Annotated in this window: 20 protein-coding genes; 19 read left to right on the forward strand and 1 reads right to left on the reverse strand. The window is 44.1% G+C overall.

Annotated elements, in window-relative coordinates:
* The 11 genes from ACEQ1T_RS24335 to ACEQ1T_RS24385 form a co-directional block, all read left to right on the forward strand.
* On the forward strand, positions 1 to 1,453 hold a 1,453-nt coding region (locus tag ACEQ1T_RS24335; protein ID WP_370225128.1), incomplete at its 5' end, for a long-chain fatty acid--CoA ligase.
* A 51-nt stretch (positions 1,454 to 1,504) separates the two neighbouring features.
* Positions 1,505 to 2,068, forward strand: coding sequence for a TetR/AcrR family transcriptional regulator (locus tag ACEQ1T_RS24340; RefSeq protein WP_370225129.1), 564 nt, complete (start codon positions 1,505 to 1,507; stop codon positions 2,066 to 2,068).
* 304 nt (positions 2,069 to 2,372) lie between these two features.
* Positions 2,373 to 3,257 carry a 3-hydroxyacyl-CoA dehydrogenase family protein gene (locus tag ACEQ1T_RS24345; protein WP_370225130.1) on the forward strand — a complete coding sequence of 295 codons (885 nt, stop codon included), beginning with the start codon at positions 2,373 to 2,375 and terminating at the stop codon, positions 3,255 to 3,257.
* An 11-nt stretch (positions 3,258 to 3,268) separates the two neighbouring features.
* The gene (locus tag ACEQ1T_RS24350) at positions 3,269 to 3,670 is read left to right on the forward strand and encodes an acyl-CoA thioesterase (protein WP_370225132.1); all 402 of its coding nucleotides are present in this window, start codon (positions 3,269 to 3,271) and stop codon (positions 3,668 to 3,670) included.
* A 40-nt stretch (positions 3,671 to 3,710) separates the two neighbouring features.
* Complete coding sequence (locus tag ACEQ1T_RS24355) at positions 3,711 to 4,784, forward strand: phosphotransferase family protein (RefSeq protein ID WP_206839501.1); 1,074 nt, start codon at positions 3,711 to 3,713, stop codon at positions 4,782 to 4,784.
* 1 nt (position 4,785) lies between these two features.
* Entirely contained in the window at positions 4,786 to 5,526 is a 741-nt protein-coding gene (locus ACEQ1T_RS24360) for a 2-phosphosulfolactate phosphatase (RefSeq protein ID WP_370225133.1), read from the forward strand.
* A gap of 8 nt (positions 5,527 to 5,534) precedes the next feature.
* On the forward strand, positions 5,535 to 7,310 hold the full coding sequence (locus ACEQ1T_RS24365) for an acyl-CoA dehydrogenase family protein (RefSeq protein ID WP_370225135.1): 1,776 nt from the start codon (positions 5,535 to 5,537) through the stop codon (positions 7,308 to 7,310).
* Positions 7,311 to 7,335: 25 nt separating this feature from the next.
* On the forward strand, positions 7,336 to 8,313 hold the full coding sequence (locus ACEQ1T_RS24370) for a zinc-binding alcohol dehydrogenase family protein (protein ID WP_370225137.1): 978 nt from the start codon (positions 7,336 to 7,338) through the stop codon (positions 8,311 to 8,313).
* A 119-nt stretch (positions 8,314 to 8,432) separates the two neighbouring features.
* The gene (locus ACEQ1T_RS24375; RefSeq protein WP_370225139.1) at positions 8,433 to 9,206 is read left to right on the forward strand and encodes a class I SAM-dependent methyltransferase; all 774 of its coding nucleotides are present in this window, start codon (positions 8,433 to 8,435) and stop codon (positions 9,204 to 9,206) included.
* Positions 9,207 to 9,218: 12 nt separating this feature from the next.
* Entirely contained in the window at positions 9,219 to 10,004 is a 786-nt protein-coding gene (locus ACEQ1T_RS24380) for an SDR family oxidoreductase (RefSeq protein WP_370225141.1), read from the forward strand.
* Positions 10,005 to 10,068: 64 nt separating this feature from the next.
* Positions 10,069 to 10,209: a hypothetical protein gene (locus ACEQ1T_RS24385; RefSeq protein ID WP_370225142.1), complete on the forward strand. Its 141-nt coding sequence runs from the start codon at positions 10,069 to 10,071 to the stop codon at positions 10,207 to 10,209.
* Positions 10,210 to 10,539: 330 nt separating this feature from the next.
* Here ACEQ1T_RS24385 and ACEQ1T_RS24390 read toward each other — a convergent pair whose 3' ends face one another.
* Positions 10,540 to 11,715 carry an MFS transporter gene (locus tag ACEQ1T_RS24390; RefSeq protein ID WP_206839508.1) on the reverse strand — a complete coding sequence of 392 codons (1,176 nt, stop codon included), beginning with the start codon at positions 11,713 to 11,715 and terminating at the stop codon, positions 10,540 to 10,542.
* Between the two features lie 109 nt (positions 11,716 to 11,824).
* Between ACEQ1T_RS24390 and ACEQ1T_RS24395 the strand changes: the two genes are divergently transcribed.
* From ACEQ1T_RS24395 to ACEQ1T_RS24430, 8 genes are all read left to right on the forward strand, one after another.
* A complete protein-coding gene (locus tag ACEQ1T_RS24395; RefSeq protein WP_370225143.1) occupies positions 11,825 to 12,865 on the forward strand; it encodes a P1 family peptidase in 1,041 nt (346 codons plus the stop codon).
* 213 nt (positions 12,866 to 13,078) lie between these two features.
* Complete coding sequence (locus ACEQ1T_RS24400; RefSeq protein WP_370225144.1) at positions 13,079 to 14,437, forward strand: ethanolamine ammonia-lyase subunit EutB; 1,359 nt, start codon at positions 13,079 to 13,081, stop codon at positions 14,435 to 14,437.
* A 16-nt stretch (positions 14,438 to 14,453) separates the two neighbouring features.
* Positions 14,454 to 15,311: an ethanolamine ammonia-lyase subunit EutC gene (gene eutC / locus ACEQ1T_RS24405; protein WP_370225146.1), complete on the forward strand. Its 858-nt coding sequence runs from the start codon at positions 14,454 to 14,456 to the stop codon at positions 15,309 to 15,311.
* Between the two features lie 180 nt (positions 15,312 to 15,491).
* Complete coding sequence (locus ACEQ1T_RS24410; RefSeq protein WP_370225147.1) at positions 15,492 to 16,916, forward strand: sensor histidine kinase; 1,425 nt, start codon at positions 15,492 to 15,494, stop codon at positions 16,914 to 16,916.
* A 2-nt stretch (positions 16,917 to 16,918) separates the two neighbouring features.
* On the forward strand, positions 16,919 to 17,491 hold the full coding sequence (locus ACEQ1T_RS24415; protein ID WP_206839513.1) for an ANTAR domain-containing response regulator: 573 nt from the start codon (positions 16,919 to 16,921) through the stop codon (positions 17,489 to 17,491).
* 182 nt (positions 17,492 to 17,673) lie between these two features.
* Positions 17,674 to 18,933 (forward strand): ethanolamine utilization protein EutH, encoded by a 1,260-nt coding sequence (gene eutH / locus ACEQ1T_RS24420; RefSeq protein WP_206839912.1) that lies wholly within the window; start codon positions 17,674 to 17,676, stop codon positions 18,931 to 18,933.
* A gap of 28 nt (positions 18,934 to 18,961) precedes the next feature.
* Complete coding sequence (eutS, locus tag ACEQ1T_RS24425) at positions 18,962 to 19,303, forward strand: ethanolamine utilization microcompartment protein EutS (protein WP_048011266.1); 342 nt, start codon at positions 18,962 to 18,964, stop codon at positions 19,301 to 19,303.
* A 13-nt stretch (positions 19,304 to 19,316) separates the two neighbouring features.
* A complete protein-coding gene (locus ACEQ1T_RS24430) occupies positions 19,317 to 19,814 on the forward strand; it encodes a EutP/PduV family microcompartment system protein (protein WP_370225149.1) in 498 nt (165 codons plus the stop codon).
* The last annotated feature ends 90 nt before the right edge of the window (positions 19,815 to 19,904 follow it).

Here is a 19,904-nt window from a genome sequence, read left to right on the forward strand (position 1 = left end):
ACTTCAAAAAGCTGTCTATGGATTTGCTGCATCCCTGCAGAAAAATGGTGTTCAAAAAGGCGGCCGTGTTGCCATCATGCTGCCCAATTGCCCGCAATATGTGATTGCGTATTATGGCACCCTTGCAGCAGGCGCGATCGTTACTCAGGTGAACCCGATGCTGGTTGAGCGCGAGCTTGAGTATATCATGAATGATTCCGGTGCTGAAACCCTTGTCGTTTTTGATGCTTTATATCCACGCGTAAAGGGAGTACAGAGCAAAACGAAATTAAGAAATATAATTGTTGTCAGCCTTCAGCAATCAGATGCAGATTTTTCTCCTGATAAAACGTTTGAAGATTTTTTACATGAAGGCAAGGGGCAATTCACCCCGGTCAACATTGAGCCTGAACAGGATATAGCCGTCCTTCAATATACAGGCGGTACAACGGGCCGATCTAAAGGGGCCATGCTGACTCATTACAATGTTCTCGCAAATGTGGTTCAGTCCTATGAATTTTTTAAAGAAAGAACCAAAATAGGCGGGGAAAAATTCTTAACCGTCATTCCGCTGTTCCACGTTTTTGGTATGACTGCCTGCATGAACTTTGCCATTTATACAGCCAATGAATCTATATTATTGCCACGCTTTGATTTGGAGGAAGTTCTTAATACGATTAAAAATGAGCAGCCATCTGTATTTCCGGGTGTTCCGACCATGTATGTGGCAATCACCAATCATCCGCGCGCAGAGGAATATGGGATTGATAGCATTGAAACGTGCAATAGCGGAAGCGCGCCAATGCCTGTCGAACTGCTGCGCGATTTTGAAAGAAAGACAGGAGCAAAAATACTCGAAGGCTATGGCTTATCCGAAGCTTCCCCAGTAACCCACTGCAATCCGCCTTTTTCAGAACGAAAGCCCGGAAGCGTCGGAATCGGTTTTCCTTCAACTGATTATAAGGTAGTCGATTTGGCCACCGGAACAGAAGAAGTTCCGAATGGAGAACTCGGTGAGGTCATCATTAAAGGACCCCAGATCATGAAAGGATATTGGAATATGCCGGAGGAGACGGCCGTCACATTACGTGATGGATGGCTCTACACCGGTGATATTGCTAGAATGGATGAGGACGGTTTCCTATATATTGTCGACCGTAAGAAAGACCTGATTATTGCAAGCGGGTATAATATTTATCCTCGCGATATTGAGGAAGTGCTCTATGAGCATCCTGCAGTTCAGGAGGCCGTAGTCATTGGTATCCCGGATGCTTACCGGGGTGAAACAGTAAAAGCTTTCGTCGTCCTGAAAGCTGGCAAAACTTCGACCGAAGAAGATATCATTTCATACTGCAAGCAGAACCTGGCTGCCTATAAAATCCCATCGGCCGTTGAATTCCGCCAGGAGCTCCCAAAGACAAATGTCGGGAAAATCCTTCGGCGGGCTTTGCGGGATGAGGTTCGGAACCACTGATTTATATGTTATAATTCTGTCGATATTTACTAACAGAAGCGGGGACTAACATTGAAAGAAAAAATTACTGAAAAGAGCATCCGGCTATTTGATCAGAAAGGATTCAGCGAGACATCTATTCAGGATATAGTCGACAGCCTCGGTGTGACGAAAGGGACGTTTTATTACTATTTTTCCAGCAAAGAAGAGCTTCTGATGGACATCCATCTTCGCTACATTGATGACATGCTAGCCTTTCAGCACGAAATTCTCGGGGATGATTCAAAATCCAGCAAAGACAAACTCTTTGCGATTGTTCAAATGCTGATCAGCAATATTAAAACACAGGGAGCCAGCGCGAAAGTCTTTTTTAGGGAAATGCGCAACCTCAGTGAGGAAAGCTTATCGGAAATTATTCCGAAAAGAGATCAGTTCAGACTGAATATCGAAAAATTAGTAGATGAAGGCAAGGAGAAAGGAGAGTTCCGGGCGAATCTCAACTCTCCGATTATTGCCTTTGGCATCCTGGGCGTCACCAACTGGAGCTATCAGTGGTTCAACTCGGATGGATCTATATCTGACCGGGAAGTGGCGGAGATATTTACGGAAATGATCTTAAAGGGGATTGAGATGTAAATCGAAATTCTTTTAAAGTAGGGAAAATAAAGATTCTTCTTTGTCTCTATTATTTAGTAGGTGACAGCATAGGACGGGAACTATATTTTAAGATACTGAGTTGATTGTAGCGGAAGACACTTGACTCCTGCGGGAGGAGAGGGAGCGGGAGACCCCACAGGCGAAGCCGAGGAGGCTCCCGTTCCTCCCCGCGGAAAGCAAGTGACTGCAGCGGAAATCAACGGGCAGTATAAATAAGGTATAACAATCTATTAAAACATAATTTTTAAGACATACCAACTGGTCAGTATAAGGAGGGCAAAAGATGAATGCAAATGATGTTAAGCAAATTACCGTTATCGGTGCCGGACAGATGGGCCACCAGATCGGAATGCTGTGTGCGCTGGGAGGTTATGAAACGATCATCCAGGATCTGAACGAAAACGCATTGCAGGATGCTGAAGCAAAGCTTCAAACCATTATGTCTAAATGGGTCTCCAAGGGCAAACTAGCTGAAGATGCTAAAGCTTCTGCATTTAATAGGCTGCGCTTTTCCGCCAGCCTTGAAGAAAGTGTAAGGAACTCCGACTTGATCATTGAAGCAGTAACTGAAAAGCTTGATGTAAAAAAAGAGGTCTTCAGGAAACTGGAGCATCATGCTCCTCCACATGCCATTTTTGCGACCAATAGTTCAACCATCGTGAATAGTTTAATAGCTGGTGAAACGGAGCGGCCGGAAAAAGCCGTCAATATGCATTTCTTCTTCCCGCCTCTCGTAATGGATTGTGTGGAAGTAGTTATGAGTGAACAGACGTCTGAAGAAACTGCACAAATAGCTATGGATGTCTGTAAAAGAATCAACAGGACAGCCGTCCTTCTGAAAAAGGAAATTTCCGGATTCGTCGCAAACCGCATTCTCGGTGCTCTCCAAAAAGAGGCAGTGGCTCTATATGAACAGGGAATTGCAGACTATAAAGATATCGATATTATCTGCAGGAAAGCATTGAACCATCCAATTGGCCCTTTTGAGCTCATGGATTTGTCCGGACTGGATGTCGCTTATTATGTAATGGATCAGCGTTATCGGGAGACCGGAGATCCAGCCGATAAACCGTTTGCCTGTGTTGCTGAAAAGGTGGAAAAGGGTGAATTGGGCAGAAAAACAGGCAGGGGATGGTACGAGTATACTTCAAACAAGATTAAGAGTTAAGGGGTGGCGCCATGCATGAAATGCAGGTAACAGTGAGGTTTAGCGAAACTGATGCACTTGGCCATATCAACAATACAAGTTATTTTATTTACCTTGAAGAAGCACGAGTGAAATATTTCGAGACGCTTGGCTACAGTATGGATGTGAAGAAATGGAGCTTTATCCTGGCCTCCACTAAGTGCGACTTTTTAAGCCAGGGGTATTTTAACCAAATCCTTACCATTAAAACCTGGGTATCAAGGATTGGCTCCAAGAGCTTTCAGCTGGATCATGAAATTGTCTGTACCCAGTCAGGTGATCTCATTGCCAAAGGGAGCGCCATCATTGTCTATTTCAATTTCGGCAAACAGGAAAGTGCTGTCATACCTGATCTTCTCCGGGAAGGGCTTACCCAAAATTTAATAGAAACATAAATTTAAAAAACGGAATTTTCTTATAAAAAGGAGGAGACACATGCCTCAGCAAATGAGCCAGGATACCATTCCTGTGAGAAAAGGGGAGCAATTGAACACCGCTGCACTGGAAAAATTCCTGCGGAGCGAGATTGGGAATCTTCCAAATGAACCACTTGAGATTCTGCAGTTTTCAGCAGGGCACTCCAATCTGACATATCAGCTGAAAATGGGAGAGTGGGAAGCAGTGCTCCGCAGGCCTCCGCTTGGACCTGTCGCACCGAAAGCTCATGACATGGAGAGGGAATTCAGGGTGATTTCTGAGATCCACCCCTTTTTAAATGCAGCCCCGAAGCCGCTCCTTTTCACAGATAATAAAGAAATTGCCGGTGCAGCTTTTTTCATTATGGAAAGGAGGCATGGAGTTGTTTTAGATACCTCATTCCCTGAAGGATTGGATGCAGATGAAGGAGTTTGCAGAAGGCTGTCTCAAATTATGGTCGATAAACTTGCCGAACTTCATTCCATTAACTATAAAAGGACAGGTTTAGCTGAAATCAGCAATCCTGATGGATTTATGGAAAGACAGGTGCATGGCTGGATTGGACGGTATGAACGGGCCAAGACGGATGAAGTTTCTGAAGCGGATACACTGAAAAAATGGCTGATCAATCATATCCCGATAAGTCCGGAACCTTCCATCATCCATTATGATTACAAACTGAACAATGCGATGTTCAATGAAAATTTGACAGAAATGGTTGGTCTGTTTGACTGGGAGATGGCAACTGTTGGCGATCCGCTGGCAGACCTTGGTGCAGCGATGAGCTATTGGATTCAGGGAGATGATCCAGATCTGCTCAAGTTTGGCTTAGGCAAACCTCCAGTAACTGTTCAAAACGGCTTTTACTCACGCAGAGAATTTATGGAGGCATATGCTAAAAGAACTGGCCGGGATCTCAGCAGCATGAATTTTTATTTGACCTTTGCCTACTTCAAACTCGCCGTCATTTGCCAGCAAATCTATTACCGCTACAAGAATGGCCAAACAGGCGATGTCCGTTTTTCACAATTCCATACATTCGTTAAAGTGCTCCTGAAACATGCGGTACAGGCTGCAAACGAGAAAAACTGAGATGAAGAAAGTACATGTGATTTTAAGGAAAGAGGATATTTCAGAGGAGAAATTAAGAAAAGGAAGTAAAGTAGCCGTCGTTTTGGATATTCTTCTCGCGACCACGACAATTACTTCAGCTCTTTCAGAAGGGGCTGCGGAAGTCATCCCTGTATTGGATGTTACGGAAGGTATGAATGCTGCTGCAGGCTTGGAGCCGGAAACCTTTGTTCTTGCAGGCGAGACTCACGGTAAACCGATTGATGGATTCGTTTATCCCATTCCGAGCCGCCTCCGTGAAATGGTAAAGGGCAAGACGCTGATCCTGTCAACAACAAATGGAACGGTAGCTTTAAGAAAATCAGCCTGCGCCTCAAAAGTCTATATCAGTTCACTATTAAACAATCGTGCTGTTTCAGAGTCAATAAAGGGAGAAAGTGAGACAGTCATTGTTGTATGCTCAGGAAATTCGGGAGAACTCAGTTTGGAGGACTTTTACGGTGCAGGGCATTTTATTGATTGCTTAACCGCTTATGATCAATGGGATATGACCGATTCTGCAAAAGCTGCTTTGCATTTTTACCGGAGTGCATCAGGAAGCGCTTTTGATATCCTGTCATCATCCAGGGTAGGCAGGCTTTTTGCCAGGTACGGCCTTGCAGAAGACTTAGAGTTCGCTTCACAGACTGACATGAAAGCGATAGTTCCCATTCTGAAAAATGGCAGGGCGGTCATCCATCAGACCGCTTTAAAAGGAGAGTGAATCCGTAAATGGAAAAAGTAAACACAGCCAACCGCGGTGCCAGTTTTTTGTTCACAAAGCTTAATCCTGAAACACTTTTTACACCAGAGGATTTTACAGATGAGCATATCCTGATCGGCAGAACGGCAAAACAATTTGCTGAAAAAATGGTACAGCCTGAAAAGGAGCGGATTGAAAACCAGGACTTTGAGCTGGTAACGGATTTGCTGAGGAAGGCGGGAGATCTTGGCTTGCTTGCACATAGCATCCCCGAGAAATACGGCGGTCTTGGCCTGGATAAAATCAGCAAGGGGATTGTCGGTGAAAACATTGCCTCAACAGGCGGTTATGGGGTGGCACACTCCAACCATACCTGTATTGCAACACTGCCTATCACTTACTTCGGAACACCTGAGCAAAAAGAAAAATATTTGCCGAAGCTTGCTTCTGGGGAGTACATTGGGGCTTACTGCCTGACAGAACCGAATGCAGGTTCAGATGCCCTTTCATCCCAGACAACAGCTGTTCTGAATGAAGAAGGAACACATTATATCTTAAATGGCACCAAAATTTATATTACTAACGCTGTATTTTCAGATACGTTTATTGTTTACGGTAAAGTGGATGGCAAGCATTTTACCGCGTTTATCGTTGAGTGTGATACACCAGGGCTTTCCCTTGGCCCGGAAGAAAATAAGATGGGCATCAAAGGGTCATCAACAAGATCGGTCATTTTTGAAGATTGTCCTGTGCCAGCCCAAAATCTGCTTGGAGAAGTGGGCAAAGGCCATATTATTGCACTTAACGTCCTGAATCTGGGCCGCTTCAATTTAGGTTCTGCCTGCATGGGGGCATCCAAAACCGGATTGAAGAAAGCTCTTCAATTCACAGCGGAAAGAAAGCAATTTGGAAAATCCATCGCTGATTTTCCGGCTACCAAGGAAAAAATCGCAAAAATGGCAGGGAGAATTTACGCTGCTGAATCGCTGCAGTATCGTACAGCCAAATTGCTGGAAGAATCATTAGGAGACTTATATGATTCATCTGATTTAAAACTTATCGGCAAAAGAATGAGCGAATATGCCACAGAATGTGCGATCTGCAAGGTGTTTGGCTCGGAAACACTCGACTATACGGCAGATGATGCACTGCAGCTTCATGGCGGAGCAGGATTCATCAAGGAATACGGAGTGGAACAAATGTATCGTGATTCCCGCATTAACCGTATTTTTGAGGGAACAAATGAGATTAATAGACTCTTAATACCTACACACCTTCTCCGGAAAGCAATGAAGGGTGAAATCGATTTAGCTGCAAGAGTGGAGGAGGCTGTTGTTCAGTTGAGCAAACCTGAACCAATCGGCCAGGCCATCTTTGAGAAAGAAAGAGCGGCAATTGATACGATGAGAAACCTATTCCTGTTAAACTCCGGGCTCGCTTACGAAGCTTTTGGCAGTTCACTTGTTCATGAACAGGAAGCACTTATGAAACTGGCCGACCTGGCCATTGCCCTTTATGCTTCAGAATCGGCTGTCTATCGTACTTATAAAGCTATCCAAGAAATTGGAGAAGAAAAAGAGGAATTGAAGATTCTTCTGACAAGAACGTTTATCGAAGGTGCGATATGGGATGCAGAAAAACTATCGCGTCAGCTAGTGTCAGAATTGGCTTCTGATAGCAAAAGAGATCAATTGATCGGATTAGTTATCCGTGAATGCGGCAGATTCAGTTCCTTTGGGAAGGAAAGTGCGAGAAACAGAAGGATAGCTGAGCTTGTATATGATAAAGGCGAGTATTGCTGCTAGATATATAGAAAAGGAGTGTTTTAAAATGAAAGCCATCCAATTCAAAGAGTATGGGGGACCTGAAGTCCTTAACTTAATCGACTTTGAACGGCCTGAGCCTACAGGACGTGAAGTATTAATCGAGGTTCATGCCATTGGGGTGAACTATGCAGATACGGCAAGAAGAGAAGGGCAATACGTCGTGCCGACTCCTCTGCCGTTCATTCCAGGTGCGGAAGTGGCGGGTGTTGTCGCTGCAGCTGGTGAAGATGCGAAAATTCCAGTTGGCACAAGAGTGGTTACGCTAATAGAATCAGGCGGCTACTCGGAGTATGTAACAGCAGATGAAAGAGGGCTGATTCCGCTGCCGGAAGGATTGGATTTCAAGCTGGCTGCGGCCCTGCCCCTGCAAGGTCTGAGCGCTTATCATATTTTGAAAACAATGGGCAGGCTTGAAGCGGGAGAAAGAGTACTTGTCCATGCAGCAGCAGGAGGGGTGGGGACACTTGCTGTTCAGCTCGCAAAATTATTCGGTGCAGGGACCGTCATTGCCACAGCCAGCACTGATGAAAAACTTCAGCTTGCGAGTGAAATGGGTGCGGATGTTCTCGTAAACTACACAAATGAAGGCTGGGAAAATGAAGTACTGGAAGCAACAGGCGGAAAAGGTGTCAATGTAGCACTCGAAATGGCAGGCGGGGAAATTTTTAATAAAACTCTGAAATGCCTTGCCACCTTTGGCCGCCTTGTCATTTATGGTGTCGCTAGTGGGGAGCAAAGCCGGTTTTATCCTTCATCCTTAATGGGACGAAACCAATCCGTCATCGGATTTTTCCTTCCGCAGATCATGAGAAAACCCGAACTGCTGCAGCCGAGTATGAAGGATTTATTGACATATGCAGCTGAAGGAAAGCTGAAGCTGACAATTGGGGAAATCCATCCTCTTGAGGATGCTGCCAAGGTACATGAGCGAATGCAGTCGAGGCAAACAAAAGGAAAGCTTATTCTTGTACCATCAAGATAATTGGAAGCCTGCCATTTAACAAATGGCAGGCTCTTTTTCTATTAAACTGACAGGAATATAGGGATTTATAGAGAACATAAATAGTAGTGCTGATCCTATTTTTGATGAGGGTGATTTATGTGGGAAAGGAAGAGGTAAAGAAAAAGGTACAGAATACATTCGGTAAAAATGCAGAGAAATATGTGACAAGCAAAATTCATGGAGATGCGGCCGAACTTACCCGGCTCGTTCAAACTCTGAATCCGCAGAAAGATTGGGTGGTGCTGGATATCGCAACAGGAGGCGGGCATGTGGCCAAAAGTCTGGCACCTTTTGTTTCCCAGGTCTTCGCAGCTGATTTGACAAAAGAAATGCTGGCCAATACCGCACGCCATCTGGAAAGCTTTAAAAATATCTGGTATGTCCTCGCGGATGCTGAAGCTTTGCCATTTCTGGATAATTACTTTGATGCCGTCACCTGCCGGATCGCTCCCCATCATTTTCCCCATCCGGAAAAGTTCATTGCGGAAGCTGGAAGGGTATTAAAACCAGGCGGCCATTTCCTGATGATTGATAACGTATCACCTGAAGAAAAAGAGCTTGCTGGCTTTATAAACACTGTTGAGAAATTGCGGGATGACAGTCATTGCCGGTGTTTGTCGGCAGGAGAGTGGAGAAAGCTATTTGCTTTTTCCAGGCTGCTTGAAACGAACTCGAAGAGCAGGAAGAAAACGTTTGAGTTTCCGTCCTGGGTAAGTCGGACAGCCGAAAGTGAAGAACAGATTAGGACAGTCGAAGATTATATTTTGCAGGCTGATCAAGCTGCAGCTGATTACTTTCAAATCGAAATTTATGACGGGAGGGTGCAATCCTTTAAAGTGGATGAATGGATGGCACTTTGCGTGAAACAATAGGAGGAAATAGTGATGGATTTAAACCTGAAAAATAAAAAAGCGCTAGTGGTGGCTTCAAGCCAGGGGCTGGGAAAAGCAATTGCGGCACAGCTTGCACAGGAAGGCGCCAATGTGATGATTACAAGCAGGGATGAAGCAAAACTGCAAGCTGTTCAAAAAGAATTCCGTGATCAATATAATGTTGATGTTGAGTATTACCGTGCAGATGTTACCATTCCGGAAGATATAAAAAAGTTAGTCAATAATACAGCTGAAACACTTGGCGGAATCGATATTTTGATCAATAATGCCGGCGGGCCTCCCGGGGGAACGTTTGAATCCCTAACAGATGAAGACTGGGAAAAAGCGTTTCAATTGAATCTATTAAGCCATGTAAGACTGATCCGGGAAGCTCTTCCCGAATTAAAGAAAAATGGCGGCAGGATTATTAACATTGCTTCCTCTAGCATTAAGCAGCCGATACCAGGACTTCTGCTGTCCAATACATTCCGATTGGGCATTGTCGGAATGACTAAAACACTTTCAGAGGAATTGGCAGCTTATAATATCTTAATCAACACAGTAGCTCCGGGAAGGATTGCGACAGACAGGGTTGATTATCTGGATCAGCATAACGCAGACCGGCAAAACATCTCCAAAGAAGAAGTTGCAGAAAAAGCCAAAAGCAATATCCCGCTGCGCAGATATGGAACACCGGAAGAATTTGCAAATGTCGTGACTTTCCTTGCTTCCGATGCCAGCAGCTATGTGACTGGAAGCTCCATTTTGGTCGATGGCGGAATGGTGAAAGCTTTATAGGTGTTAACAGGCCGTATTCATTCGGATCAGGAAGGAAAAAACCAAAGCGCAGGAGTTTGAACCCGTGCTGATTCGGACAGGAAAAGGAGAAATCAGGCTGAAAGAGTCCGAATTCGGTGCTGATTTGGACAGGAACAGGAGAAATGAGGCTGAGAGAGTCCGAATCCGGTGCTCATTCGGACAGGAAAAGGAGAAATCAGGCTGAAAGAGTCCGAATCCGGTGCTGATTCGGACAGGAAAAGGAGAAATGAAGTTGAGAGAGTCCGAATCCGGTGCTCATTCGGACAGGAAAAGGAGAAATGAGGCTGAGAGAGTCCGAACCCGGTGCTCATTCGGACAGGAAAAGGAGAAATGAGGCTGAGAGAGTCCGAATTCAATGCTGATTCGGACAGGAACAGGAGAAATCTAAGGAAGCAGTCCGAAACTTGCTCCCATTTAATAAATTGGCGCCCTGTAATTGGCTGAACTGACAATCTCCGAGAAGATGCCATAAAAAAGACGATTTTCCGCATCTCAAGGAAAATCGTCTTTCTCGTTAACCCCGTTTTGTAATCAGGATCCAAATATATAATAGTATTGAGATTCCTACCGAACCTGCCGCGGTCATATAAATGCTGCTGTATCCGAACAAATGGGCGATTTGGCCAAAGACCATTGCACCTATCCCGACTCCAAGATCAAAAAAGGAGAAGAACGTTGCATTAGCCATCCCCCGTCGATTGGGAGGCGCTTCTTTTACAGACCAGGCCTGAAGGGCCGGCTGGACTGATCCGAATCCCAGACCATAAAGAATGGCTGCTATATACATGATCATGCTGTTCGGCAGCCATGCCAGCAGGAACATGGCTGCTAAAATCAGCACAGCACCAGGTAAAAACACAGCCTGATGTCCCCGTTGATCATATAATCTGCCGGCAAAAGTCCGGGAAAGCATTAAGGCAATCGCAAACAGCAGGAAATACCAGTGTATTCCGCCTATGCCTTTTTGAGCAGAGTATATAGGGAGAAACGAAGCGATGCCGCCGAAGGTAACGGTAATGAAAAATAAAAGAAATGATGGCCTTAAGGCACTTTTTTCATAGATATCCCACCGTTTCAAGGGGACACTTTGTTTTTCAGCCTGCTTGTACCTGATTCTCGATGATAATACCAGCGCGGCTAATCCAAGCAGGGCACAAATTAAAAATAAGAGCTTGAAAGATATAATTCCGGCAAGCGCCAATCCCAGGGTGGGGCCGAAAGCCAGGGCTATGTTACCGGAAAGACCGAAGTAGCCCATCCCTTCCCCGCGCCGTTTAGCAGGTATCAAATCGGTGGCAATCGTTCCGGAGGCTGTAGTTGAAAAACCCCAGCCAAATCCTTGGACAATCCTTAAGACAAATAAGAAAATTAAACTATTAACAAATCCAAATGAACCAACCGAAAGAACGAAAATCGCAAGGCCCGTTAAATAGACAAAACGCCTTCCCTTCGTCTCAAGCGTATGCCCTGCATAAGGACGCAATAGCAGAGCAGAGAATGTGAAGATGCCGACTACAATCCCGATCAGCTGGTCATTCCCTCCCAATTTTTCTACAAAAAGAGGGATCGTGGGCAATGTCATTTGAAATCCTAGAAAAATAAAAAAATTGGACATCAATATGAGCACAAAATCTCTGGACCAAATCTTCTCAGAGCCTGCATGCTGTTTTTTTGCTATAGTATGAGCCATATAAATCCTCCCAAGAACGATGTAAAATGATTAGGTAATCTAAATATTTTTCTATTATAAATGAAAACAAATGGAAATTCTAATGAATGCCACTTTAAGGAGGAGCAAAATGAAGATTAGAGAAAGAGGAGTAATGATTGGGAAACTCCAGACTGGCGAAAAAAATTGCATTACAGATGTAAAAGGGGTCATGGTAGGCCATATTACTTTGGACTATCCTATCAATGGTAATGACCAATATGTCTGTACTGGCGTTACCGCAGTAATGCCCCATGAAGGAAATTTATTCCGTGAAAAAGTCACGGCCGCGAGCTATGTCATCAATGGCTTTGGAAAAACGACCGGTCTGGTACAGGTTGAAGAATTAGGCCTGATTGAATCTCCAATCATGCTGACAAACACATTTGGAGTTCCAGCGGTTACACATGGAACCCTGGAATACATGCTGCGAACCACTCCTGAAATTGGAGACACAACTGGAACGGTCAATATCGTCGTGGGTGAATGCAATGATGGTTTCCTAAATTCTATTCGGACACTTCCTGTTAAACCGGAACATGCAATAGCAGCCATTGAAAATGCCAATCCGGAAAAAGCTGAGGAAGGTGCGGTCGGAGCAGGGAAAGGCATGGTGTGTTTCGGATATAAGGGCGGAGTAGGAGCGTCATCACGAGTTATAAGCGAAGAACAAAGTTCAAAAGAGTACATAATCGGGTGCCTGGTGGTCAGCAATTTTGGCAATAAAGATGAATTCCCATTCAGCAAATACGGCCTGTCAGAAATTCGGCAGGAAACAAAGGACACGCCTGATGGCTCGATTATGATTATTCTGGCCACGGACACACCCGTCAGTGACAGGCAGCTGAAAAGGCTTGCCAAAAGATGTGGAATTGGCCTCGGCCGGACAGGCAGTCATTTCAGCAATGGAAGCGGGGATATCGTCATTGCTTTTTCAACGGCCAATAAAGTTTCTCACGATAGCATCAATATGATGGAAACTGCCCGTTTCATCAGAGACGACCATCCCCTTATGAACAAGCTTTTTCAGGGTGCTGCAGAAGCCGCGGAGGAAGCAATTCTGAATTCCTTATCCCAGGGAGTAACGACGAAAGGGCGGGAGGGAAGAGTGGTCGAGGGGATGTTTTCATAAGACATTTATTTGTATTTAAAAAAGTCTATCTTTTCAGTTAATTAATTGATATAATTATGGATAAGTGAAAATACCAGGTGAGGGCGCCTTAATAGGTAAGCTGTTTTATGGCTTATTCTGTTAAGGCGCCTTTTTGTATGGAGCTAATGTAACCGCTTACGTAAAAATCAGGGCTGTCGCATACCGTTCCATATACTCGAAGGGAGGCTATTTATGTTTACATGCACATTAAAAAATGAAACCTATCAATTCCGTTCAATTGCAGATGTTTTGGCAAAAGCCAGTGAGGAGAAATCTGGGGATAAAATGGCAGGCATTGCTGCAGGATCTTCTCTTGAACGAATGGCAGCCAAAGTGGTGTTAAGTGAAATAACACTTAAGGAAATCTATGAGAATCCGGTTATTGCATATGAAACAGACGAAGTAACCCGCATAATCTATGATGATCTTAATCTCTTTATTTACAAAGAGATTGCAAACTGGTCTGTCGGTGAATTAAGAAATTATATTTTGTCCCACCATACCAGTACCTCGGAATTATTCAGAATCAGCAGGGGTCTGACGAGCGAAATGATCTCGGCTGCGGCAAAGCTGATGTCTAGCATTGATCTTGTCATGGCTTCACAGAAAATCAGGCCAACTGCCCATTGCAACACAACGATTGGCGAGCCTGGACGCCTGGCATTCCGCTGCCAGCCAAATCATCCCATTGACAACCCTAATGGCATTCTTGCATCTATGAAAGAGGGGCTTTCCTATGGATCTGGGGATGCCGTCATAGGTGTGAACCCCAACAATGACTCTGTTGAATCGGTCTCGAGAATTTTACATATGACTCATGAATTTATTCAAAAGTGGGAAATCCCAACGCAGAACTGTGTTCTTGCCCATATTACAACTCAAATGCATGCCCTCAAAAAAGGAGCCCCTATAGCTCTTATGTTCCAAAGCCTTGCGGGGACACAGGCGGCGAATGATGATTTTGGAGTTTCAAAGGAAATTCTTGATGAAGCGTTTCAGCTGATGGCTACACAGGGCACATCTACTGGGCCGAATCAGCTATACTTCGAAACTGGCCAGGGATCGGAAGTATCGCTGGATGCCCATCTTGGCATAGATATGCAGACACTCGAAGCGCGTACCTATGGATACGCCCGGCATTGGAAGCCGTTCATGGTTAATAATGTATCTGGCTTTATCGGGCCGGAGACCATTTATGATGGCAAACAGGTAATTCGTGCAGATCTCGAGGACCTGTTTATGGGGAAAATGCATGGACTTCCGATGGGGATAGCCCCTACATATACCAACCATATGCAGGCAGATCAAAATGATCAGGAAATCGCAGGCATGCTGACTGCTCTTGCCGGTGCGAATTTTTATATGGGCGTGCCTGGCGGAGACGACGTTATGCTAAGCTATCAGGATACCAGCTATCATGATGATGCAAGCTTAAGAGAAATGCTTGGGCTCCGTCCCCTTCGTGAATTCGAAATATGGCTTGAGAAAATGGGAATTATGAAAAATGGCAAACTAACCGAACGTGCAGGAGATCTATCTATTTTTAAGTAGGAAGGGGGCATCAGAAATGGATATTCAATCAATCGTAAAGCAGGTAATGGAAGAGCTCCTAAAGGAAGGGCAAATAAAAAACAATCCTATTGTAAAAGATCCTGCAGAAACAAAGGTCCGCAATATAAATTACGAAAAGATTAACCAAGTGGGTGTAGAACAGCCAGACAATCGGGAAGAAATCGAAAAGGTGCAATCGATTACTCCAGCCAGAATTGGGATAGGACATACTGGAACACGAATGAAAACAAAGAATTACCTGGAATTCAGGATAGATCACGCAGCAGCCCAGGACGCAGTGTTTAAAGACGTTTCTGAGGATTTGCTGAAGGAATTAAAGCTGCCTGTGCTCTTTTCCAAATCTGAAACGATGGACCAATACTTAATGGACCTGGACAGCGGGAGGCGACTCAATGAAACATCCAGAAAATGGGCTGAAGAAAATCTTCCGAAAAATAAACAGGTTCAAATCATTGTATCGGATGGCCTGAGTTCAACAGGTGTTGAGGCAAATATAAGGGATCTGCTGCCCGCGCTGGTGCAAGGTTTAAAATCGAAAAAGATTACCATTGGAGATCCTGTTTTTATTAAGCGGAGCAGAGTTTGGATTCAGGATGATGTAGCTTCTATTGTCAATTGTGATTGCGTCATTTCACTTATAGGAGAAAGGCCAGGATTGGCAACCGCTAAAAGCATCAGTGCCTATCTGATATACCAGCCCAATGAGGATACAGTCGAAGCAGATCGCACTGTTATCAGCAATATTCATGAGGGGGGCGTTCCCCCTGTTGAGGCGGGTGCCCATCTGGCTGATTTAATAGAGGCAATATTAAAGCATAAAGCCAGCGGTGTAAAATTAGCACAGCTTAAATAGGATAGGAAGGCAGCAGGATTCCATTTTTTCCAGCTGCCTTTTCCATTCTCCAGTGGAATTCCATATCTGTACCAAATTTCCTATTGAACAATCGAAAACGATGTTGACATTCTTCGGCATTCCCTTTAATATTTTTATATATTCTGACAGTTTTAAAAACTTATTGGGAGATCTCAGCCTATGCCAAACTTCTCAGTCGAAGCGTTATGCACCCTGCATACAAGTCTTTCAAAAATGGATGTTGAAAGGATTAAAGAGGTCTCTGCCAATCTTTCATTAATCGCCGATCTGAACCAGGCAAACGTTTTTGTTGATTGCCCTACTAAAGAAGGCAAACATGCGATAGTAGTAGCTGAAGCTGCCCCAACTACTGCTAAATCTGTTTACCAGAAGCCGGTCGCAGGCAAGTTTGCCTATGAAGCTTTTGAACCCGCTGTTTTATATACTCTGAGGACAGGTAAAAATATGTTTCTCAATCGCGCCTTGACACAGGAAGGCAAGACGGTGGAACAAAGCGTGGTGCCGATTAAAGGATTAGATGACCGTGTCATCGGGGCACTTATTATGGAAAAGGACATCAGTGAGAAGCTTCAGCGGCAGCTCAAATTGGAAGCGTTATCAGAGGCGACGGAAACCTTGAGCGGTATACTCATTGGAATGGCAGAAAATCGTCCGATCATCCCAGAGGTAATCGAGGAATCACTATTCTTTATTGACCATGAAAATAAGGTTGTTTATAACAATCCTTCAGCAACTAATCTCATACACGAAATTGGCAAGGAAAATTGCAGGCCAGGTGTTCCGCTGATTGATTGTTTTCCATGTATTCAAGAAATTCTTAACGAGCCGGAAGAGCTCCTTGTAAAAGAAATGAAAATGATGAATAAGGTATTCCGTGTTAAGAAAATAAGTCTTGATCTTGCCGGGAAGTCGGATGGAACCTTCATCATCCTTAAAGATCTGACAGAGCTCAGGGAAAAGGAACGGGAGATTGCTGTTAAATCTGTGGCCATACGGGAAATCCATCACCGTGTTAAAAATAACCTGCAGACTGTTGCCAGCCTTTTGAGGCTTCAGATGAGAAGGGGTGTGCCGGAAGAAAGCAAGGTGCATTTCGTGGAAAGTCTGAACCGCATCTCAAGTATTGCTTCGGTGTATGAAATTATTCTTTCGAGCTCAAGTGTGGATGAAGTGGATATTTACAGCTTAATAGAGAAAATAGGCAATATGCTGGTCCATGAAGCAAAACACGAGCAGAAAAAGATACATATTCAGTACAGGGGACCTAAGCTTTTAATCGACTCTGAAAAAGCTGTATCCCTGTCTCTGGTCATCAATGAACTTATACAGAATTGTGTAAAGCACGCATTTAAACATATGCATGAAGGGATAGTCGAGGTCTGTTTCGAATATTCCAATGATGAAATTAAGGTGGAAGTAATTGATAACGGTGAAGGATATTCCCCGGAAGCAAAACCTTCTCTAGGCTTGGATATTGTGAAAATGATGATTGAGCACGATTTATCCGGTCATTTTTTAATCGAACGGGCTGAAAAAGGGACCGTTGCAGCTGTGCAATTTCCCTTTGAAAGGAAGGGGGAATAGCTGTGAAGAAAAGAATTATGGTTGTGGAGGATGAATCAATTGTCCGCATGGACTTAAGCTTGATGCTAAAGGATGCTGGCTATGAAGTAGTTGCTGAGGCAGGGGATGGTGAAAGGGCGGTCGAGCTTGCTTTTTCATTAAAGCCTGATTTAATTCTGATGGATATCAAGATGCCCAATCTGAATGGACTAAAAGCAAGTGAAATTATTTCCAATAAAATCAATACACCCATCCTGATCCTTACAGCATACAGTCAGCGGGAATATATTGATAAAGCCAAACAGGCAAATATACTCGGCTACCTTGTTAAGCCTGTTAATGAAGCCAGCCTGATTCCTGCGGTTGAGATTGCGCTAAGGCAGGCAGAGAATGCAAATGCAATCCGGGAACAAGTGGAATCCATGAATCAGAAGTTAAATGAAAGAAAAATTGTTGAAAAAGCAAAAGGCATTTTAATGCAAAAGTTTAACATGCCTGAAGAAGATGCCTTTAGGAAAATGCGGAAGATCAGCATGAACAAACAGGTTACACTGGAAAATGTAGCAAAGCGTATCATAGTAAAATATAACGCTTAATATCTTTTACAAGTGGATAGAACGGGCAAAGGTGCCATGCGTCTGCAAAAAGCTGACGTACGGCACCTTTTTGTCTTTTTACTTATTCTTATACTATCAAGCTGCTATTTTATCCTATTTTTCTTGTAAAGAAGCTGCACGATTCCGTTAACATATAAAAACGTTTCAGGGAGGGATTTATGATGGAATTGGTAGGTAAAATTGTTATCTACATTATCATGGCTTGTGCTGTAGCTGGAGCCTTTGCTGCCATCCGCAACAGTGATGAGGGATTAGGAAAGCAGTTTATGGAGGGGCTTCATGCTGTCGGACACATCTTTGTTCCGGCTGCCGGAATTATGGCTTCCATTCCATATTTATCGTGGTTTATCGATAAGGTCTGCGGTCCATTTTTCGCTGCAATCGGGGCAGATCCTGCCATAGCTGCAACAGCCATATTAGCAACCGATATGGGCGGCTACCAGTTAGCTGAAGTGTTGAAGCAAACACAGGAAGGCTGGATCATGGCGATGATTGTCGGATTTATGGCGGGTGCAACCATTGTTTTCTCCATACCGATGGGCCTCGCGATGCTTGATAAGAGAGACCATAAATATATGGCTCTTGGCGTGATGTCAGGCGTTCTGACCATTCCAATCGGCGCTTTCATTTCAAGTGTAATTATTGCCGTTTCCAGCTCAAGTTTCAGGGACTTCATTTCCACATCCGGCGAAGCAAAATATCAGTTCGCGCTCGGTTTGGGACAAATCTTATTGAATTTAAGTCCGCTTTTAATCTTTGTAGTACTGATTGCGCTGGGGTTGTATTTCCTGCCGGATTTAATGATCAATGGGTTCATGTGGTTTGGACGTATTTTAGATGCGGGCATTAAGCTGGTTTTGGTCTTTTCCATCGTAGAAATTTTTACTGGATTATTCTCAACTGTATTTGGTGGATGGGGCTTCCATCCAATTATGGCGGATTCGGAGGATCAGTTCCGGGCGCTTGAGACTGCCGGCTATATTGGGATCATGCTTGCCGGTGCATTTCCGATGGTTTATCTTCTTCAAAAATATGCCGGCGGCCCGCTGGAAGCTATTGGCCGTAAGGTGGGATTAAGCAAGGAAGGCAGTGCAGGAATCGTTGCCACAATCGCGAACATCCTGGCTATGTTTAAATTGGTCAGAACAATGCCGCCTAAAGATAAAGTCATTAATATTTCCTTTGCGGTCTGTGCGGCATTTTTGCTTGGTGACCATTTATCCTTTACAGCAAATTTCCAGCCAACATTAATCCTTCCGATTATAGCCGGTAAAATATCTGCCGGGATCATCGGAATTGGTTTAGCGTACTGGCTTTCTGTCCCTAAGGCTCTGGAATTGGAGAAAAAAGACCGTGAAGCAGGCATTATCGGGAAAGATGAATATTTACCGAAAGAAGAAAAAGTAAAAAAAGCAATATAAGCAGCAGTCACCTGGGAGGGCCGAAGCAATGAATGAAGAAAAACAACGATTTATTCAAGAATTTGTACCGGGAAAACAAGTAACACTCAGTCATTTAATCGCAAATCCCGATCCGGATATGTTTGAAAAACTGGGGATACAGCAGGCAGGAGCGTTAGGGATTCTCACACTGACACCAAGTGAAACGGTTATCATTGCAGGAGATCTGGCGACCAAAGCGGCAGATGTGCAGATCGGGTTCCTGGACCGGTTCACAGGCAGTCTTGTGATTGTAGGAACCGTATCAGCTGTGCAAATGGCCATGGAGGAAATCAACCGGTTTTTATCTGAAACATTAAGGTACACTCCTTCGGAAATAACTAAATCATAAGGAGATGTATAGAATGACCAAAATGAACAGAGCGATGCTGATCGGTTCCATCGGGGCTGGAAAGTCGACTTTAACAAATGCTCTTCTTGGCCGCAAAGCGGGAGCGGTTAAAACACAGGCATTGAACTATTTTGACTGGATTGTGGATACGCCTGGGGAATATACTGAGAATCCATTTTTCTATAAAAATATCATGGCTACGGCACTCGAAGTGACCCATGTACTATATTTACAGGATTCCACAAAGCGGAAAACTATTTTTCCGCCAGGTTGCAGCAATGGGTTTAATAAGCTTCCAATTGGAGTCGTGACAAAAAGCGATTCTGATCAATCAGATGTAAACTCGGCAATCAGGCAGCTTAGAATTGCAGTCCCAAAAGGACCTATTGTGATTACCTCCTCTATTTCCGGAAAAGGAATAGAAGAAATACGCTGCCTGGTGAAATGCCATTCTCTTCAGGAAATGAAGGATTACGCTGATTCATTGCCGGATGATGTCGTAATTTTCTGATGAAACCCTTTACAAAATGACGATAATAGCATATATTCTAATTATACAAAAGAATAAATCAGGCAAAGGCGCCTTGTATGAACAATCAAT

The organism is Cytobacillus sp. (assembly GCF_964223445.1).
GTDB lineage: Bacteria > Bacillota > Bacilli > Bacillales > Cytobacillaceae > Cytobacillus.

Bases quoted from the DNA above. Each gene is read 5' to 3' on its own strand.
- ACEQ1T_RS24345 (WP_370225130.1), top strand. From the start codon at position 2,373: ATGAATGCAAATGATGTTAAGCAAATTACCGTTATCGGTGCCGGACAG.
- ACEQ1T_RS24350 (WP_370225132.1), top strand. From the start codon at position 3,269: ATGCATGAAATGCAGGTAACAGTGAGGTTTAGCGAAACTGATGCACTT.
- ACEQ1T_RS24355 (WP_206839501.1), top strand. From the start codon at position 3,711: ATGCCTCAGCAAATGAGCCAGGATACCATTCCTGTGAGAAAAGGGGAG.
- ACEQ1T_RS24360 (WP_370225133.1), top strand. From the start codon at position 4,786: ATGAAGAAAGTACATGTGATTTTAAGGAAAGAGGATATTTCAGAGGAG.
- ACEQ1T_RS24365 (WP_370225135.1), top strand. From the start codon at position 5,535: ATGGAAAAAGTAAACACAGCCAACCGCGGTGCCAGTTTTTTGTTCACA.
- ACEQ1T_RS24370 (WP_370225137.1), top strand. From the start codon at position 7,336: ATGAAAGCCATCCAATTCAAAGAGTATGGGGGACCTGAAGTCCTTAAC.
- ACEQ1T_RS24380 (WP_370225141.1), top strand. From the start codon at position 9,219: ATGGATTTAAACCTGAAAAATAAAAAAGCGCTAGTGGTGGCTTCAAGC.
- ACEQ1T_RS24390 (WP_206839508.1), bottom strand. From the start codon at position 11,715: ATGGCTCATACTATAGCAAAAAAACAGCATGCAGGCTCTGAGAAGATT.
- ACEQ1T_RS24395 (WP_370225143.1), top strand. From the start codon at position 11,825: ATGAAGATTAGAGAAAGAGGAGTAATGATTGGGAAACTCCAGACTGGC.
- ACEQ1T_RS24400 (WP_370225144.1), top strand. From the start codon at position 13,079: ATGTTTACATGCACATTAAAAAATGAAACCTATCAATTCCGTTCAATT.
- eutC (WP_370225146.1), top strand. From the start codon at position 14,454: ATGGATATTCAATCAATCGTAAAGCAGGTAATGGAAGAGCTCCTAAAG.
- ACEQ1T_RS24410 (WP_370225147.1), top strand. From the start codon at position 15,492: ATGCCAAACTTCTCAGTCGAAGCGTTATGCACCCTGCATACAAGTCTT.
- eutH (WP_206839912.1), top strand. From the start codon at position 17,674: ATGGAATTGGTAGGTAAAATTGTTATCTACATTATCATGGCTTGTGCT.
- eutS (WP_048011266.1), top strand. From the start codon at position 18,962: ATGAATGAAGAAAAACAACGATTTATTCAAGAATTTGTACCGGGAAAA.
- ACEQ1T_RS24430 (WP_370225149.1), top strand. From the start codon at position 19,317: ATGACCAAAATGAACAGAGCGATGCTGATCGGTTCCATCGGGGCTGGA.